12 protein-coding genes are annotated in these 18145 nt (G+C 60.2%); 5 read left to right on the forward strand and 7 right to left on the reverse strand.

What is annotated here, in order from left to right; all coding sequences use genetic code 11:
* Positions 1-67: 67 nt before the first annotated feature.
* The 4 genes from TRL7639_RS13800 (at position 68) to TRL7639_RS13815 (ending at position 4719) form a co-directional block, all read left to right on the forward strand.
* Positions 68-1078, forward strand: coding sequence for an AraC family transcriptional regulator (locus tag TRL7639_RS13800; RefSeq protein WP_165759818.1), 1011 nt, complete (start codon positions 68-70; stop codon positions 1076-1078).
* A 493-nt stretch (positions 1079-1571) separates the two neighbouring features.
* Complete coding sequence (locus tag TRL7639_RS13805) at positions 1572-2330, forward strand: sugar transferase (RefSeq protein ID WP_085796457.1); 759 nt, start codon at positions 1572-1574, stop codon at positions 2328-2330.
* A gap of 56 nt (positions 2331-2386) precedes the next feature.
* Positions 2387-3313 carry a CpsD/CapB family tyrosine-protein kinase gene (locus TRL7639_RS13810; RefSeq protein WP_133057659.1) on the forward strand — a complete coding sequence of 309 codons (927 nt, stop codon included), beginning with the start codon at positions 2387-2389 and terminating at the stop codon, positions 3311-3313.
* A 125-nt stretch (positions 3314-3438) separates the two neighbouring features.
* On the forward strand, positions 3439-4719 hold the full coding sequence (locus TRL7639_RS13815; RefSeq protein ID WP_085796459.1) for a GumC family protein: 1281 nt from the start codon (positions 3439-3441) through the stop codon (positions 4717-4719).
* Between the two features lie 3 nt (positions 4720-4722).
* On the opposite strand, the gene TRL7639_RS13820 is transcribed toward TRL7639_RS13815, so the two are convergent.
* Positions 4723-6081, reverse strand: a complete 1359-nt coding sequence (locus TRL7639_RS13820) for an oligosaccharide flippase family protein (protein WP_085796460.1) — start codon at positions 6079-6081, stop codon at positions 4723-4725.
* Positions 6082-6229: 148 nt separating this feature from the next.
* On the opposite strand from TRL7639_RS13820, the gene TRL7639_RS13825 reads away from it, so the two are divergent.
* Positions 6230-7438: a glycosyltransferase family 4 protein gene (locus tag TRL7639_RS13825; protein WP_085796461.1), complete on the forward strand. Its 1209-nt coding sequence runs from the start codon at positions 6230-6232 to the stop codon at positions 7436-7438.
* On the opposite strand, the gene TRL7639_RS13830 is transcribed toward TRL7639_RS13825, so the two are convergent.
* The 6 genes from TRL7639_RS13830 to TRL7639_RS13855 all read right to left on the reverse strand — a co-directional run bounded on the left by TRL7639_RS13830 (position 7439) and on the right by TRL7639_RS13855 (position 18145).
* Positions 7439-8308 carry a glycosyltransferase family 2 protein gene (locus tag TRL7639_RS13830; protein WP_235820381.1) on the reverse strand — a complete coding sequence of 290 codons (870 nt, stop codon included), beginning with the start codon at positions 8306-8308 and terminating at the stop codon, positions 7439-7441.
* Positions 8281-10848, reverse strand: a complete 2568-nt coding sequence (locus tag TRL7639_RS13835; protein ID WP_085796463.1) for a hypothetical protein — start codon at positions 10846-10848, stop codon at positions 8281-8283. The genes TRL7639_RS13830 and TRL7639_RS13835 overlap by 28 nt, the downstream gene beginning before the upstream one ends.
* Entirely contained in the window at positions 10845-11792 is a 948-nt protein-coding gene (locus tag TRL7639_RS13840; RefSeq protein ID WP_085796464.1) for a hypothetical protein, read from the reverse strand. Before TRL7639_RS13840 ends, TRL7639_RS13835 begins: the two co-directional genes overlap by 4 nt.
* A 61-nt stretch (positions 11793-11853) precedes the next feature.
* Positions 11854-12525: a 4'-phosphopantetheinyl transferase family protein gene (locus tag TRL7639_RS13845; protein WP_085796465.1), complete on the reverse strand. Its 672-nt coding sequence runs from the start codon at positions 12523-12525 to the stop codon at positions 11854-11856.
* Complete coding sequence (locus TRL7639_RS13850) at positions 12522-17138, reverse strand: MupA/Atu3671 family FMN-dependent luciferase-like monooxygenase (protein WP_085796466.1); 4617 nt, start codon at positions 17136-17138, stop codon at positions 12522-12524. Before TRL7639_RS13850 ends, TRL7639_RS13845 begins: the two co-directional genes overlap by 4 nt.
* On the reverse strand, positions 17135-18145 hold the full coding sequence (locus TRL7639_RS13855; protein ID WP_085796467.1) for a glycosyltransferase family 2 protein: 1011 nt from the start codon (positions 18143-18145) through the stop codon (positions 17135-17137). The genes TRL7639_RS13850 and TRL7639_RS13855 overlap by 4 nt, the downstream gene beginning before the upstream one ends.

Genomic DNA, 18145 nt, shown 5'->3' on the forward strand with positions numbered 1-18145 from the left:
AGGGTCTAGGCAGAATTGTTGCAGTCAGTTTGGCGTGAATTCATGCGGGCAAAGGGGGGAGCCTGACATGGTACAGCCAACCCCCATGCATGGTGCGGTCTTTGTGCAAACCTTGGCGCGGGACTTGCTGGCCCAAGGCTTCAGTGAACGGCAGGTGTTCAACGGAACCGGTATTGCGCCGGAAATGCTGGATCAGGAAAAGCCCTTTTTGCCTTTCGATCAGATCGCGGGTTTTTTTGAGCATGCCAGTGAGTTGACCGGCGATGATGTTCTGGGCTTCGTACGTGGCGCCAAACGTGAAATGCGTCGGACAGGGCTGATTTGTTACGTGGGCATGTCCTCGCCCACGGTAAAGGATTTCATCCGCAACGTGACCCGATATCGCCGGGTGTTCAGTGACGCGGTGGAGATCGACATCGATAGGTTGGACAGTGATGGCGTGTTGCGCTGGTACTTTGCTGTGCCGACCCACGTGAAGCGGCGTCATTATGTGGAGTTCGGAGCGTCGGGCCTGTTGTTCGCCATGCGGCAAGCTACCAACCGCGATTTCTGCCCGGAACTTGTAACCTTTCACCACGCACGCAAATCGAATGTAGACGTGTTCGAACGGTTTTTTGGATGCCCGGTCAAATTTGGCGAAAACGCCAACGAATACCACTTCAAACAGACCGACCTGGATTTGCCGCTGATGACGGCCGACAATGAGCTTTACAAGGTTTTGGTCGATTTGTGTGACCGCGTACTGAAAGACAAATCACGGAACCTGCCGCCCATTGTGGTCGAGGTGGAACGCGCTATCGCGGATCGGTTGTCATCCGGAGAGGTTGGACAGGAAACGGTGGCCCGCACTTTGGGGATGAGCGCGCGCACCTTGTCGCGGCGCCTCGCCGAGCAAAACACCACGTTCTTCAAAACGCTCGAGGATCTTCGCACGGCGTTGGCGATTAATTACCTCAAGGATAGCGATCTGTCGCTGGCCGAGATCTCTTTCCTGCTCGGGTACTCAGGCCTCAGCAGCTTTAACGATGCGTTCAAGCGATGGACCGGGAATACGCCGGGACAATATCGGACGGCCTAATCGGTCAGGTTGATGAGGTGTTGCGCCTTTGGCAGGACGCCGAGGCGCGGCGGTCAGAAACAAGGCATGCGCCATGTTTGCGCCACATTTGGTGGAATTCCCCTTTCTTGGGGTTGGAAGGCAGGGCAATTTGATTCTGGCCTTGGAACTATTGCTGCTCCGTGAACAATCGGGGTGGTTTTGGGGGGACTGGTTCCCGGCAAAATGAAGAAATCCCGCTTTTTCGTTGTGTTAGAGGTGGAAACAATCTGTTTACGCGGATTTTCTGAAAATTGAATCGGCGGGTGATACCTTCAATCGTGGCAGAACAAAGGCATAAATTGGCCGTGTTCTGGTCGTGAAGACAGTCGCGATGGGTGCGGGCGCGGCTTATATGAAACAATAACCCGCTCGGAGCAGCTGCTACGTTTCGGGCCAGAGTGAGAGTGTAGTTACGGCGTCGGTCGTTGGTGGTGTAGCCAGCGTTTTTTTTGACGCATACATGGGGGAAACGATGAAGGATTATGTCCAAGAAGCGGCCTTGGAAGCGTCTAGGCGGATAACGGTGACGCCGGGGGGGCGATCCGGGTCTGTTGTGACTGTTGCTGCGATTCCTGCAAATGTGAACGCGGGTATGGGCGCATTTGTCGAAGGCTTGGGGCAATCGACCTATGCCCAATTTGGCAAACGTGTTCTCGACATCAGCCTGATTGTCCTGACAGCGCCAATTTGGATGCTGGTCATTGGAATTTGCGCCATCGCGCTCATGATGGAAGGCGGCAATCCGTTCTATAGGCAGTCTCGCTTGGGGCGTGGGGGACGCACCTTTCAGATTCTGAAACTGCGGACCATGGTGATGGATGCGGACGCGCAGTTCGAGCGTTTGATGCAAACTGATCCGGAATTGCGGCACGAGTGGGAAACCACCCAAAAGCTGAAAAATGACCCTCGGATCACGCGCGTTGGCGGGTTTCTGCGGAAGACATCTCTGGATGAACTGCCGCAGCTTTGGAACGTGTTTATCGGAGACATGAGCTTGGTCGGCCCCCGTCCGATGTTGCCAGAGCAGCTGCCGCTATATGGTCCCAGTGGCTCATACTTTTCGTTGCGTCCGGGCATTACCGGGTTGTGGCAGGTGTCGGCCCGTAACGAGGAAGTCTTCAGCTTCCGCTCTCGCGTGGATGCAACCTATGCCCGCTCGGTGAGCTTCTGGCAGGATGTGGTTTTGCTGTTCAAGACGATCGGTGTTGTGGCAAGGCGAACCGGTTACTGACCGCCGCTTGCGCGTGAAATCGAATGTTCGGGAAAAAGTGGTTTGGGAGCAGCGACATGAGTTACTATGATAACAAGATGATGTCGGAAGTTGAAAGCGGCCGGAACCCATCCCCTTTGGACGATACGTCCGGCGGGGCAGAGGATACCTATCGGCCATTCCGCCGCAAGGCTGCCCTGCGCGACGAACCCGTTTTTGCGCAACGCCAACAGCCTGTCGCGCCCCATATCCTGACCGAAGAGGTGCGGGTTGAAACCCTTCCTGCCGTTCTTCCAAACACTTGGGAACAGTTGCAGATTGTTTCTTTTGGTATGCGCGATCATATTCGGTCGCGGGCGCCATTGGTGAACTTTTTCCGTGAAACACCCACGGCCCGAGCTTTTGACATTCTGCGCACCCGCTTGTTGCAGACCCTCAAGCACGAGGGGTGGCGGCGTGTGGCGATCGTTGCGCCGACATCGGGATGTGGTGCGACTTTTACTGCGGTCAACTTGGCGCTGAGTTTGGCACGCGTGCCGGACAGTCGCACTGTGTTGATGGACATGAACATGCGCGACCCAGGCGTAAAATCCACGTTGGACATCGCTGCCCCAGGGCGGCAACAAGATTTCCTGGACGGGCAGATTGCAATGAAGGACCATCTAGTGCGTTGCAGCGATACGTTGGCCGTTGGACTGGCCGATGAGGCAAGCTCAAACGCGTCGGAATTGTTGCAATCGCAAGCCTGCAGCGAAGCGTTGGACGCGATGATCGAGGACACGCAGCCGGATGTTGTCCTGTATGATCTTCCACCGGTTCTGGCGCATGACGATCTGACTGCCTTTATGAACCAGATAGATGGCGTTTTGCTGGTCTCGGATGGTGAGCAGACCACCTCGGATCAGATCAAGGCCTGCGAGAAAATCATTGGAGGTCACGTGCCGTTGCTGGGGGTGATTTTGAACCGTGGTCGCGGGTCCCGCCTTGAAGCTTACGCCTCCTGACACCAGCTTGGACTTGCTGATGCCATAGTTTCGCCTGTTTGCTATGGTTTATTGCGTGCGTCGACCCGATATTTGGGTGGCAGAGCAGCAAGAGAACAAAGCAGTTTGCAGGTTGGACAAGGCACATGGGGCCGATCTTTTCGCTAGATGATCTGATGGACATGTTCCGTCGCCGGGCACGAATGATCGTGGCCGTGATTGTGCTTGGGTGTGTGGCTTCCGTGTTGTTGGCACTCAGCCAGACGCACGAGTACGAATCCGCCGAAGTCATCCAGATCGCACAGCCAGTGATTGCCGATGATCTCGCGCGCACCACGGTCGAAGGTTCGTCGGCTCGGCGCTTGCAGTTGATCCAGCAGCGCCTGATGACCCGGGGTATCGTTCTGGAAATCATCGACAAGTTTGGCCTGTATCAGGACTTGCCCGACCTAAAAGACAGCGCCCGCATTGACCGGTTGCGCCGCTCGGTCCGGATCGAAGGGATCGCGGCCGCGCGCGAAGGATACGCCGACGATGGTACAATCTCGGTGCTGACCATCACGGCGCGAATGGAAACGCCCGAGCTGGCACAGTCTGTGGCGCATGAGTTTGGGCAGCGCACCATCGAGCTGAGCAATCAAAACCGCATCGAACAGGCCAGCAAGACGCTTGCATTCTTCGATGCGCAAGAGCAGGCGATTTCAGAAGAGATCGCCGCGCTGGAAAATGAAATCACCGAGTATCGCAACACCCACGACCTGTCGCTGCCCGGCAGTCTGGAGTTTCGTCGCGAAGAGGTGTCGACCATCAACGAGGGCCTATTGGATATCGCTCGCGACCGGATCGAAGTCGAGCGCGCGATGGAATTGGCCGACAAAAGCCAGCGACCTGCTACGGCGGAGCGTCTGCGAGCGGACTATCTGGAACAGCTCGCTACGCTGGACGCGCAACAACAGTTGTTGATGAACCGCAAGCAGGAACTTGAAGCGTTGATCGAAACCTCGCCTGAAGTGCAGCGCGAGATCGGCGCTTATGAGCGCCAGCTCGAGCAGTTGCGGGACGAACTGTCGAACATCGCGACGCGTCGCACTGACGCTGAATTGGGGTTCCGGCTGGAGGATCAGCGCCAGGCCGAGCGTCTGACAGTCATCGAAGAGGCCGCGCTGCCGGATTACCCTGTGACGGAAAGCCGGACCAAAAAGGCCATTTTGGGCGGAGCTGCGAGTGTCTTTCTGGCCTTTGCGCTGGCCTATCTGCTTGAGATGCGGAACCCGGTTTTGCGGTCGGCAGCGCAGATGGAGCGCGAGTTGGGACTGGCCCCTGTTGTCACCGTGCCGTTTTTGGACACGCGCGAACCACGCAGATCCATTTGGTCGCGTATCGGGTCTATGTTCTCAGGTAAAAAGGCCGGTGGCGGTACAGCTTGAGCTTTACATCTGCGACAGGGCGCTGATCTGCTCCCAGTGGACCCGCAACAACCATGCAACGGCCAAGCTGGAAACTGTCACTGCAAAGATATCGTGCACAGGGTCCCAAACGCGGTGCTTTACGCTCAGCCAGACAAGGGCAGGGTAGGTGAAAATCATCGACACCCCCAACCCGGCGATGGCACCCAACATGCCGAAATTCAGCACACCAAAGATGATGCACAACGTTTGGGATGTGGCCTTAACCAGGCTCAGCAGGAAAAAAGACCGACTGTCCCCAGCGGTGAGGGCCGCAGCGTCATAGGTCATTATGATCGCTTGCGGGATCAACGCGCAGGCAATCAGGGTGACGATGGGCCCCGACAGATGATAGCGATCATCGTAAAGCAGATCGACCAGCCCGGGACCAATGGCGGCCATCACAAGAAGCAGTCCCACAATTCCACAGGTCATGACGGCCCGTAGCATCCGCTGTTTGCGTCGACTGCCGGGATCTTCGTGCGCCGGGCGGTCGCGATAAACCGGGATCATGATCTTTTGGCTAACCGCATGGCCCAGCATCGACGGAAAGCTGCCTAGAAAAAAGCCAATGTTATATAGCCCCAAGGCTTCCAGCGTCAGGAAACGGCCCAAGATGGCCCGGTCACCCTGGCTGATCAGAAAGGCGAGGCCCGTGCTGAGGAAGATCCACTTGCCGAAATGGGCGATCTCGATGGCGGCGGCTTTTTCCCAGCGGAAGCGATTGCGCGGGCCGGGCAGGCCATAGTGTGTGAGCAGCAGTTTTGCGACCGACTGCACCACGCCGCCCAACACCAGGGCCAGAACAGACCCGGTCGCCATTGCAAACCAGACCATGAAGCCGATGCCGATGACTTGGCTTGCAAGGTCCAGCAAGGTCAACCGGCCCACCAGCAGGTGTCGATGTGCGGTCTCGATCCGGGTCGGGTTGAACCCCGCCACCAACAAGGCCACGGCCGCGATCGGTAGGTATTGCTTCAGTTCGGGTTCGCCATAGAACGCGGCCACCGGACTGGCCAAGGCCCAGGCCAAGCCAAACAGAAAAACACCCCGGATCACCTGAATTGTCCAGGCCGTGTCCAGAAAGTCGGGGTCGTCTCCACGTTTGTTCTGCGCGATCGATGGCCCCAAGCCCACGTCCGAGAACAGGTTAAGGCCAACGGTCACAACACTGACCAATGCCATCAGGCCAAAGGCTTCGGGGAACAGGATACGGGTCAGGACCAGGTTGGCCGCCAGCCGCAACGCCTGACTGCCGCCAAAACCGATGATCAGCCAAGAGGCACTGCGCAGCACGCGCGCCATCAGGCCGGATCCGGCAAAGGCTGATACCATCCTGTTCATCTTGTCCGGCTGTCCCTCAAGACTTGGTTCTGTGGGGATAGTGCCTGTAGGTATTGGGGTACACAACAAAAACCGTTTTGCTGGCCCGCTTTTCAGATTGCGGACAACAGGTTAGGACTTGAACGACCCAGATCTCCGGTGCTGCCCTGTGAAAATTGCTTATGTCCTGAACACCTATCCGCAACCCTCGCACAGCTTCATCCGCCGCGAGGTGCAGGCGCTCGAGCGCCAAGGGTTCGACATCACCCGCCTGGCCATGCGTCGAAGCGAGGCTGCGCTTGTGGACGCGCGCGATCAGGGGGAAGCAGCACAGACGACCTATGTGCTGGATCGCGGTGCATTTGGCTTGTTTGGCGACACTCTCAGGCAAGCGATCCGGGCGCCGATCAAAACGGCCAAAGGGTTTTTCTTGGCCTGGCGCATGGGGCGGGCCTCGCAAATCGGGGTTCTGCGGCATTTTATTTACTTGGCTGAGGCGGCCCATGTGGCGCGGCGATGCCGGGCGGACGAGATTGAGCACGTGCACGCGCATTTCGGTACGAATGCGGCTGCGGTGGCGATGCTGTCCCACGTTTTGGGTGGCCCGCGGTATTCGTTCACGGTCCACGGTCCCGAGGAGTTTGACGCGCCCCACACCCTGTCCCTTGGCGACAAGCTGGATCATGCGTCCTTTGCCGTCGGTGTCAGCGCGTTTGGGCGAAGCCAACTGTGCCGGTGGGCAAGTTTTGCGGCTTGGGACCGGTTGCACGTTGTTCATTGTGGGATCGAACCCGCTGCCTTTGAGCATTCGACCCCAGTGCCAGATGGGCCTTTGCGATTGGTCGCCATCGGGCGGTTCGTCGAACAGAAGGGGCAGATGGTTCTGATACGCGCGTTGGAGCACTTGAAGGAGGCGCACCCGGACACGCAACTGGCCTTGGTCGGTGATGGCGAAATGCGCAACGATCTGGAACATGCTGTGACGGATGCGGGTCTTGGCGACATGGTGCGTTTTACCGGTTGGTTGGATCAGGACGGTGTCCGGGCCGAAATTGAGCAAGCCCACGCGCTGGTGATGCCCAGCTTTGCCGAAGGCCTGCCCATGGTGATTATGGAAGCCATGGCCGCGGCACGTCCGGTGATTGCCACCTACATCGCCGGCACGCCCGAGCTGGTGGTCGAGGGGCAGACCGGGTGGCTGGTTCCAGCAGGCGATGATTTTGCATTTGCCAAGGCGATGGAAATGTTGGCAGCCGCACCAACCGAAGGGCTCGCGCGTATGGGGGAAACCGGCCGTGCGCGGGTATTGCAGCGCCACGATATCGACGATCAGGCCCGCAAGCTTGGTGATCTGTTTCGCGCGGCAGCAGACTGCTGATCAGCGCCCGCGCGCCCAATCTGAGGTGGATTTGTAAAGCGGAGACTTTACGGCCGAGGCGACAGTGGCGTAGACCAGAAACCCTATCGGATGCCTCAGCGTGCGGCGTATCAGACCGCTCAACCCGATCTCTGCCTTGTCGTCGTTGGTGGTTAGGGCGGGAAACAATTCGGCAATCTGTGCAACCCCGTCATTCTGGCGTCTGCGCACCCTGACGAGACTTCGAAACCCTTCGACCAAGGGCCAATGGTATTCAGCCGTGACCCGAACCCTTTCAGCAGAGGTAAAGTTCAGCCGGGCAAACGTGTCGTCCGAGATGATCTGCGGCCAGTCTCCCCACCGGTCACGTCCCGCACGATTCATGGCAAAAATCCCGAACCCCGGGCAGCCATCGGTCACAAACGGGAGCGTCACCCAAAAGCGGCCATAGGTTCGGGTGATCCAACTTTGCGCTGGTGACACATGCGGTGAACCACTGCCATAGGCGGCATCATCGCCAGACAACTGCTCGATCAATTGTGGCAACAGAGCCGAAGACACCGTCACATCTGCATCCAGATAAACCAGCACTTGGCCGGTCGCAGCAGCATCACCCGCGTTGAGCGCGCCAGGTTTGCTGCCTTGGTCCAAGTCGACAACCTGCCACCCCCATCCGCGCGCCTCAGCGGCGGTGGCATGCGAAATGGCGCGATCAGCCGTGTTGTCCGTGCAGCCATTGGCGACCACGATTACTTGAGCCTGCCACCCCTCTGGCAGGGCATCGCTGTTCAGCAAAGCCCGCGCGCAGGCGTCGATGTAGTCCGCCTCGTTATGTGCGGGCAGGATGATGCTGACGGTTTTGATCATCGGAACGCTGACACGGCTTGCCATCGGGGATTGTTGTCGCTCAGGTGCCGCAGGTGACCCCAACTGCCCCATTTGTTCGGTCGATAGACATCCGCGTAGGCGTTGAACAGTTTGCCGCCAAGTGCATGCCAACCCCGGATCAGCTCGGTGTAAAGCGCGCCCATTTCCGGCGAATAGTTGAAATGGGTGAAAAACGCGGTCAGCTCTTCATCGTCGACCATGGGGCCGATACCGACAACATGTGTGCCGCCCTCGTACATGATCAGGTCCAGAGCATATGTGTCCGCCACTTTCGCATGGTACGGCAGGCGCTCTGTCAAATTGTGGGCCAGCGTGTCTTCTGTCTGGCCGCTCACAAGCCCGTCTCGCAGTTCGGCCCAAGCCAGAGCCGAGGCCGCGTCGAACCGGTGTTGGCTGATATGGTCCTGCAAGGCCGTGCCAGTCAGCCCCTTGGCTGTGCCTTGTGCTGATGCTTGCGCACGACTTTCCGCCAACCAGCCCTGTACCATGTCGCGGCGATCTTCGAGGCCAAGAACACCGCCAAAATATCCCGTCACAGCGTAGGCATCAAAGTGGTCCGCGGGGCGTGTTCGGCCTGGTTTTTCGGCGACCCAAGGCGGTGCCTCAAGGATCAACTCTTCCAAACCGATCCAACCCGTTTGGGTGGAAATCACCCGAACCAGGCGGTCTGCTGCCTGATCGCCATAAACCTGCGTCCAGATCTGCGCCATTTCAGCGGCCCGACCGCCGTAAAAAGCAACCCAATGATCTTTTTTGTCCCAGGCCGCCAGCGCCTGTTCATCGGCCCAATGGGCCTGTTGAAATTGCCAGTTCCAGACCTCATTGGAATATTCGACATAGGCCTTTTGCTCGATCCACAGCGTATCGCGGACATACTCGGCAAAGGTGCGCATATAGGCATCGTCCGCCATATGGGGCATGTTGAACCATCCGTCCCCGCCCGTGCGGTTGAGCAGCTCGACCATCACCTCCAGCGGAACGCCATGATGTGCGTAGGTGTAGTCACTGGGGCGCGGGCGATCGGCCCAGGTGGTTTGGGTCGAGTTGTTGGTCTCCATCCAATCCATGAACCGCAACACTTGGAAGCCCTGAAGATGGTCCAGCCAAAGCGGATTGAAGATTGCGCCTGCGTCATAGGCCGCCTCATGCTCCAGCTTCACGACCGAGATGTTGCGGATGTAATCGCCACCCAAATGCGTGCGCTGAATGCGGATGTCGACGGGGCCGGGGCCGGGCTCAAAGTCGAACTCGATCCGGTTCTTGCCGTAACGCACGTTCTTGGCGCGGCCACGGACCTCGACAATGCCCTTGCCCTGATACCGCAACGCGTATCGCCCTTTGGTCGATACGGCTTCGGGTGGCAGATCTGTCAGAATCAAGGTCCCGATCGAGCCCAGCTCGGGCGGGATTTCCACCGGCCAGCCATAATCGTCCAGATAGCCCGCCGCATTCAGATCCTCATGAGTTGCACCGCCAAAACGCCGAGGCAAATGCCCGATCCAGGGGCGGGCGGTTTTCATCACGTCAAGGAACGGTTGCTGGACCGACCAGTCGTTGACCCCAGCCAGCCCAATGGCCAGTGGCACGCGGCCCTCCGGTTCGGGGGGGGCGGGAAACCCCTCGGGCAAGGGAATGGGATCGATGGTCGATTCGGATGCAACGGGCGCCTCCGGCGCAGTCGGTGCAGGCGGGGTGCCCGCCTGTGCCGGCTGCGCCGCCCCCGGCTTGGGTGGCGTTGGTTGGATGGCGTCGTAGGCGTTGACCACTTCAAACGCAATTTGTTGTAGCCGTTGAGCAAGGGCGGGGTTCGGGGCCTTGAACGGCCCGCCCCACTTGTCGCGCAACCGACGCGGCAGGCCTTCGGGGTTTTCACCGGTGATGGCGGCAAATTGCACCATGGTCAGAAAGTAGAACCCCAGATCGTTGGGGTGGATGGTGTCCGAAAACACATCGTCGATGCGATCCAGGCCGGGGACCGAGCCTGCGGTGATCTCATAGGCCAGCTGTGCCATCGCCTGACCGGCGGGGATCAGCTGCATGGGCGGTACATCCGGCCCGCGCTGCGCGTTCACCGAAGCGACAATCCCCTCCCACGCGGGCAGGTCTTGCTCGATCCGTTGTAGCCAGGGTGTGCCGTCGCCGTCGTCATATTCGATGTCGATTCCGCTGCCCGAGCGCAGGTCGTGCCAGGTTTCCTGTAAAAACACGCGCGTTTCCGGATTGGCGCCTGTGGCCAGATCGAAGTATTTTTGCGCATAGCCCGCGCTGTCGTTGAATTCGACCTGGTTGGCGAGCGGGATTGCTTCGGTCAGGATCACGACGTTGTAATCCCCACCAGCAAGTGCACGCCGCGCGTTCAACCCCTCAGCCCGGTCCGCGTCGGTCCAGTTGTAAGACAGCGGCGCACCGTTGATGATCTGAAAATCCACTTGCGCCTGCGGAGCGGCGCGTTCCAGAACTTGCGCCATCATCTGCGGGTTGGTCGGCCCGAACAGGCTGTGCCCCACAAAGAACACGCCAACCAATGTGGACAACCAGCTCATTGCGGCACCCCAGTCTTGGGATAAGAGGTGACGGTCTTCCACACCACCTCTTGCATCAGACGCGCAGCCTTGGCCGACGGGGCCTTGGCCCGGGTGCCATCAGCCTTGAGCAGCTCATGCGGCAGTCCAACGGGTGATTTCTGATAGAGCACAGCGTAATGCGTCAATGCCACCAGATAGTTGCCCAGATCGCCCATATGGATCGGATCGAGTTCGCCTTTCGGGTCGAGGCCAAACAGATCCTCAGGGCCAGTGATGCCCTCAACTCCACCAGCCTCTCGCACAGTTGTCATGAAGTTCAGCAACACCTGACCGGCGGGGATGACATGCACGGCGCGATCCGGCTTCCGCGCCAGATCCGCCAGCAGCAAGCGGTTTTCCCACAAATCCGTCAGATCCTGTTGCAGTCGGATCTCCCATCCCTTGGGATCGGTCAGCCAATGCCAGGTTTCATACAGATAGACCGGCGCATCGGGGTTGCCGGAATGCGCCAGATCAGCCCAGAGGCCCAGGTATTTCACACTGTCGTGGTATTTGATTGCATCGCTCAGCTCGACCATTTCGGTCAGCACCACAGCATCATAGTCGCCCGAACCGATGGCCTGTTTTGCATCCCGAAAAACCCCAGTCTGGGCATTGCTTTCATCGAACCCCAGGATCTCAACGTCTTCTTCCCAATGCGCGCGCATCGGTGTGCCCCAGCCCAATTGACTGTTATAGTCATGTCCCTCGGGCGCCAACTGCGCCAGCATTGCGGGCATGTCCTGATTGACCAGACTGTGACCCAGGAAAAAGACCCGCATCGGCCCCTGGGGCGCAGGCACCGGTTTTGCATAGGTCGTCGCGACTACCTCTGGCGCGGGCAGGCGGGGTTTGAACCAGACCCACCATGCGCCAGCCCCCAAGAGGAGGACAACGACAAGGATCAACAGAACCAAACGCATTTTCAGTGTCTTTCGCTCTTTGACGGGACCGCTGCCAACCTAACGCGCCCGTGGATCGGTTTCACGCACGAACTGCAACAGCAGTGACGATCAACCCGTCGCCGCGGGCAATTTTGCCCGGAATTTCATCCCCTTTCCCGAAGGGGGCAACCGGGTGGGCAAAGCGGGCGACAAAGGAACTCAGCGTCTCATCCATCGTCACCTCAAGCGTTTGAAAATCAAAAAGCGTCTGGCTGGCTGGATATTGTGCCTTATAGGCGCATTCCTTTGCGGAAAAGATCACTTTTGCCGCGCGACCGGGATCCGTTTGGCGGGCCAGCCAGGTCTGTTCGATTGGGGTGCAGACGGTCGCTGTCAGATCCTCTGGCAGCGCTGCGTCCTCCTCAATGTCGAGCGCCAGCATCCGAACTTCCCCAACCCAGGCCACAGCAGCCAGACAGGCGGTGTCCGTGTGCGAGATCGTTCCCAACAGCGGGTCGGGCCAGATCGGAGCGCGGTCCTGGCCCATGAGCACGGCGAGCGGCGGCGCGCCGAGCTCGGCCATCGCTTGTCGGGCAGCGACACGGCCGGCAGAGAACTCGCGCAGTCGTTTGGGAACTGCACCGGGCAGGGCGGCCAGTTCGTCGTCATAGGCCTGATGAGCTGCACGCGGGTCGGTGGCGGATACGGCAATCACCGGATCCAGCAGCGCCCCCGCCAGCATCAGAGCCGTGGTATGATCGCCCTGGGTCATTGCGTTTTCATCCGACGTCCGGCGCGCATGGCACGACGTTTCGAAATGGTGTCGGCGCGGGCTGCCGTATCCTCGGCCGGTTTTTCTTCGGTTGGCTTGTCCTGCTGGATGTGGGCGCTCAGGCCCGACAGGGTCGGAAAGCGGAAGATGTCGGTGATCGACAGGCGCGGCAGTTCCAGTGTCTCGCGTATCTCGCGATGCGCCTGCACCGCCAGCAGGGAATGCCCCCCAAGCGTGAAGAAGTTGTCATCGGCCCGGATGTCCGCCACCCCCAGGATGCGCGACCAGATGGCAGCGATCCGGGTTTGAACGTCGCCCGAGGCCGGGGCGCTGCTGGTCACAGGGGCGCTGCTGCGTTGTGGCACGGGGGCAGGCAGCGCCTTGCGGTCGATTTTCTTGTTGGGTGTCAGTGGCAAGGCATCCAGCGTCATGATGTGGGTGGGCACCATGACCTCGGGCAGGCGGTCGCTCAGATGGGCGCGCAGGGCCGCGTCCGACACCGGCGTATCCGTGGTGATATAGCCCACCAACTGCGTGTTGCCGCCTTGTTCGCGGGCAATGACCACGCCCGAGCGCACACCGGTGAAGGCCGCAAGCGCGGCTTCGATCTCGCCCAGTTCGATCCGCTGGCCCCGGATCTTGATCTGGTGATCGGCGCGGCCCAGGAAATCCAGACTGCCATCGGCGCGCCACCGCACCATATCGCCGGTGCGGTACATGCGTGGTGCTGCCGTCACCGTCAGCCCGGCCTCGGCGGCAAAGGGATCAACCACATAGCGCTCATCCGTCAGTTCGGGTCGCTGCCAATAGCCGCGCGTCACGCCTTCGCCGCCGATAAACAGCTCTCCCGGTACCCCGATGGGGCAGGGCGCCCCTGTCGCATCGAGTACATAGACCGAAGTGTTGGCAATCGGCGTTCCAATATCGACGATCCCGCTGTTCTGTTCAGGTACCGCTTGGCACGTCGACCAGATTGTCGTCTCGGTCGGTCCGTACATGTTTAGGATCTGTGCGTTTGTGCAGTGACGCAGGTCATCCACCAGATCCCCGGCCAGCGCCTCGCCGCCCAACAGCAGATGGTCAACCCGCCCAAGCGCCATCCGCGCCTCGTCATTCATCGCGATGATGCGGGCCATGGATGGGGTGCATTGCAAGTGGGTCACATCGTGGCGGATGATCTGAGCCGCCAGAGAATAGTCATCCTCAGCCAGCGTGCTTGGGGCATTGGAGCGCCGCAAGACTTCGGCCAGGGGTTTTAGCCCTTCGAGGACCAGACCAGGATCAATGCCATAGTCGATCAGGCAGGCAACCTCATCCACACCGATCCGCTTGAGGCTTTCAACCCGCGCCACGGCGTCTTCGACGGTGCCGAACAGACCTGAGTCCTCAAAATACCGCTCAAAAGCGAAATCCAGGATTGCTTCCAGCTCGTCCTCGGTCAGCTGACCCAGGTCCATCTCGAACGGGTTTGATACGCCCTTGGGTTTCTTGAATGCGGGAAAGGCCCAGGCGTATTGCTTGATCAGCGCGGCGGCCGAGCGCAGGTAGTCCTTCATCGGTTCTCGTGCGATGCGGGCGGCCTCTTCTCGTGTGTCGGCCAGATAGCTGTGCAGCATCAGAGTGACGCGGTGGTTGTCCGGGTCATGTCCAGCCTCGCGCAGCGCGCTGTGGTACAGGTGGATCTTCTCCGCCACCTCGTCGATGCTTTGGCCCAGCAAGTGGGTCAGAACATTTGCCCCGATGCGCCCGGCCTCGATCCAGGTTTCGGGGTTGCCTGCGGTGGTCACCCAAACCGGCAATTCGTCCGACACCGGACGAGGCTGCGTGACGACTTCATGCAAGGTTCCGTCCGCCTTGGGAAAGGCCACGCTTTCACCACGCCACAGTTTGCGCACCGTTTCGATGGCCTCGAACATCGCCGGTTTGTTCTGCGGTGGCGTGTTTTCGGGGCGCAGGATAAAGTCATCCGGCTGCCAGCCCGAGGCAAAGCCAATCGCCGCGCGCCCGCCGGTGAGGTTGTCGATCACCGCCCAATCCTCGGCAATGCGGGCGGGGTGGTGCAGGGGCGCGACGCAACTGCCCGCGCGGATTGAGAGGTTCTTGGTCACGGCAGCCACCGCCGCGCCGGTCACCGCCGGGTTGGGGTAGGGACCGCCAAAGGCGTGGAAATGCCGTTCGGGCGTCCAGACCGCGTTGAACCCATGGGCGTCGGCAAATTTGGCCCCTTCCAGTAGCAGCTCGTATTTCTTTGGTCCCGGACCATCGTCATTGCCCCAATACATCAGGTTAAAGTCGATGTGCCGGTCGCTGCTGGCGATGGGGCCGTTTGACACCACCGCGCGGTTTTCCGTGCCGGTCAGCACCACCTTGAACCCGCGCGCCAGCGTCCAGAACAGCTCCAGCACCGAGATATCGAAGTTCAGGCTGGTCACGGCCAGCCAAACCGCGCCTGTCGCATTGTCGATACGGTCATCCATCCCGGCAAAGAAGTTGGCGACGTTGCGGTGTTCGACCATGACCCCCTTGGGTGTCCCGGTCGAGCCTGAGGTGTAGATCAGATAGGCCAGATCGTCGGCTGTCGCGCCCCCATCCACGTCGCGTGCCTGTGGGTCGGTCTCAACCGCGTCGATGCACAGCACATCCGCCTCGGATGCGGGCAGGTTGTTCACAAGGTTGCTCTGGCTCAGCAACACGCTGGCCTGGCTGTCTGCGATGTAATGCGCGATGCGATCTGCGGGATAGGCCGGGTCCAGCGGCACATAGGCCCCCCCGGCCTTGAGGATCGCCATTGCACCCACCACCATGTCGAGCGACCGGTCGGTGTACAGGCCAACATGCGCGCCGGGACCAACACCCATAGCGCGCAACCGTTCGGCCACGCTGTTGGCGCGGGTGTTGAGGTCGCGGTAACTAAGCGACTGGTCGTCGATCACCAAGGCGGTGTCTTCCGGGGAGCGGGCCACCTGCGCCTCGAACGCCTGATGCAGGGTTTCGGTGCGATCATAATCGCGGGCCGAACTGTTCCAATCGGCCAGGATGCGCGCACGTTCGGCTGCCGAGAGGATCGAGATATCGGCCAGTCGGGCACTTGCTTCGGCGTCACGCAGTGCCTGCAGTGCGGTTTCCAGCCGCTGCGCCAAAAGTTCCACGCTTTGCGGATCAAAGGCCGCGGTGTCGACATGCAGCGTTGCCTGTCCTTGCGAGAGGGACACGGTTGCAAGAGCGCCGGAAACCGGGCCCGACCCGTCCAGAGAGAGCGCAACCTGCGGCACTGAAAAGCTCTGGACCTCGGGGTCCCGGGCGGGCAGGTCTGATGGGAATGCGCCAAGCCGGTTCACCATGTCCGCCACGTGCGTCAGCCGTTGGGTCGCATCTGCCACGCTGTCTTGCGTGGACAGGTGTACCGGCACCCAAGGTTCCAAAAAGTCCGGGGTCGCAAAGGCAGCAGCCTGTAGGGCCGAATGGGTGAGGGCGGCCGTGACTTCTTCGTTTCCGTCCCCCTGTTGCGCCCACCGAAGCACAGCAACACCGGCCTGTTCCACATCAATCCCATGGGGAACCGCGATGCGAACCGCGCTCCACTTGTCACTGATTCCACTGCCCGCGAGGGGCATTTGTACTGGCTGGATGGATTGCAGCTTGGGCCGCCAATGGCGTTCCGCAGCCAGGGATTGGGTGATGGCCGTCGCGCGCGCCTGCGCGGTTTCCGGCGAGAGCGCAGGCAGCATGTTGCCGACCGAGGCAATGTCGGATGGCTGCACCGGCACGCCGTGCGGGCTGCGCAGATGCTCCAGTCGAAGATCGCCATCGCCGGTTGCCACAAGCACGCCATTGGTGTCGAAATCCAGAACGGTGCCCGGGGTTTTACCACTGTTGGTGCCTGCAAGAATAGCGCGCCCGACCAGGACAGAGCCATTGGTCGTGTCGATGCGCGGGCTGAGGAGCGGGTTCCAATATTCACCAAAATCCAATGCGCGCACTTGCGCCGCCACCTGCGCGGCAGGTTGCGACAGATCCAGCGTCCCACCCGCCCCGGGCCGGGCGTCGCGGGCAAAATAGCGCCGTGCGCTGGCGTCTTGAACTGTGGGGGTCAGCTCTGTTTCCAGCTGGGTCAGCACATCAACAAAACTGTCCAGAGCTGCCGCATAGCATTTCGAATTCAGCGACAGAGCAGTTTCATCTTCGGCAATGTCGAATTCGGGCCGGGCCAGGATGTCGCCGGTGTCGATGCCGCTTTCGATCAGATGCCAGGTGATGCCATACCGGGTTTCGCCGTTGAGCAGGGCCCAAACCGGCGTGTTCAGACCGGCATAGCGCGGTAGCGGCCCATCGTGAAAGTTGACGGCCCCTTTGGCAGGTAGAGCGAGGATTTCGTCTGAAACGACTTGCAGGTTCGCAATCGACAAGAGCCAGTCGAAGTCACCGGGCTGAAATTGCTCAGTCAGCGCCCCCATCTGGTCCGCTTGCGGCAAACCTTTGGTTGCGGCCCAGGTCTTGATCGCGGGGTCCGTGGAAATGACCGCCTTGATCTGATGCCCGCGATCCAACAGCGCGTCGGCACAGCCGATCAGCAGAGATTCATTGCCGATGACAACGCAGGAAAATCCAGTCATTTGGGGTCCTCCAGAATGGAAACGGGGGCGGGCGGCACCTGAAAGGCGGGACCGCGAAATGGGGTGATCAAGGCGTGTATGATCAGATCGCGCAAGAACCAGTCGGGGTCGGCCTGTGGTTTGCGCTGCGCCAACCTGCGCAACCGCCAGAGTGTTCCGGCCGCAATCAGGCCAAGGGTAGACAGCGCAGTGTAGAACGCGCCGTGGCTTTTGCTGAGATAGCGAAGCCTGGAATCGAACCAATATTGCGGCGTGCGGGCCCAGGTCTTCATGCCTGTGCTGGCCGAGCCGATGTGAACCACATGGCTGTCGGGCTGGTAATGGGTCGTCCACCCGTGCGCCAAGGCCCGTCGGCTCAGGTCGGTTTCTTCGAAGTAGAGAAAGAACTTTTCGTCAAACCCACCGGTCGCCTCGATCACCTCTTGCTTGATCATCAGGCTGGCGCCAGCGGTCCAGTCGACGCGGGTAGGGCCCGAGGGTTGGGGCAGCGGCACGATCGAGTTCTTGAGCATCTGGCTGATCGCGCCGGTACGGGCGGCACCTTCGAACTCTCCGGCGATCGAGGGGAAGCGGAAGGCGGTTGTATGCGTGATGCCATCGGGGCCTTTGATGTGGCTGCCCACCAGGCCGGCCGTCGGGTTGGTTTGCAGGAAATCGCGTAACACCTCGATGGCGCCGGGTTCAGGCCAGGCGTCCGAGTTCAGCAGATAGTAATAATCCGGCGCAGCCCCTGACGACAGCCCGGCCCGCATGCCAAAATTCATGCCTGCCCCAAAGCCCCCGTTCCAGCCACTTTGAAGGACCCGCAATCGCCCCCCCTGTGTCCACCCCTTTTCCTGCGCGGCTTGGTACAATGCTTCGAACGAGCCATCTCCCGAGGCATTGTCGACGACCACAATCTCACCCTTCAGCCCGGCCATTTCACGCAGCGCGGCTTCGCAGGCCTGCAGCGTCAGCTCGGGCGTGCGATAGTTCAGGATGATTGTCAGGACCGTCTGTTCTGCCAT

The organism is Falsiruegeria litorea R37 (assembly GCF_900172225.1).
Taxonomy (GTDB): Bacteria; Pseudomonadota; Alphaproteobacteria; order Rhodobacterales; family Rhodobacteraceae; genus Falsiruegeria; species Falsiruegeria litorea.

Coding starts and splice junctions, on each gene's coding strand:
- TRL7639_RS13800 (WP_165759818.1), top strand. CDS start 68: ATGGTACAGCCAACCCCCATGCATGGTGCGGTCTTTGTGCAAACCTTG.
- TRL7639_RS13805 (WP_085796457.1), top strand. CDS start 1,572: ATGAAGGATTATGTCCAAGAAGCGGCCTTGGAAGCGTCTAGGCGGATA.
- TRL7639_RS13810 (WP_133057659.1), top strand. CDS start 2,387: ATGAGTTACTATGATAACAAGATGATGTCGGAAGTTGAAAGCGGCCGG.
- TRL7639_RS13815 (WP_085796459.1), top strand. CDS start 3,439: ATGGGGCCGATCTTTTCGCTAGATGATCTGATGGACATGTTCCGTCGC.
- TRL7639_RS13820 (WP_085796460.1), bottom strand. CDS start 6,081: ATGAACAGGATGGTATCAGCCTTTGCCGGATCCGGCCTGATGGCGCGC.
- TRL7639_RS13830 (WP_235820381.1), bottom strand. CDS start 8,308: ATGGCAAGCCGTGTCAGCGTTCCGATGATCAAAACCGTCAGCATCATC.
- TRL7639_RS13835 (WP_085796463.1), bottom strand. CDS start 10,848: ATGAGCTGGTTGTCCACATTGGTTGGCGTGTTCTTTGTGGGGCACAGC.
- TRL7639_RS13840 (WP_085796464.1), bottom strand. CDS start 11,792: ATGCGTTTGGTTCTGTTGATCCTTGTCGTTGTCCTCCTCTTGGGGGCT.
- TRL7639_RS13845 (WP_085796465.1), bottom strand. CDS start 12,525: ATGACCCAGGGCGATCATACCACGGCTCTGATGCTGGCGGGGGCGCTG.
- TRL7639_RS13850 (WP_085796466.1), bottom strand. CDS start 17,138: ATGACTGGATTTTCCTGCGTTGTCATCGGCAATGAATCTCTGCTGATC.
- TRL7639_RS13855 (WP_085796467.1), bottom strand. CDS start 18,145: ATGGCAGAACAGACGGTCCTGACAATCATCCTGAACTATCGCACGCCC.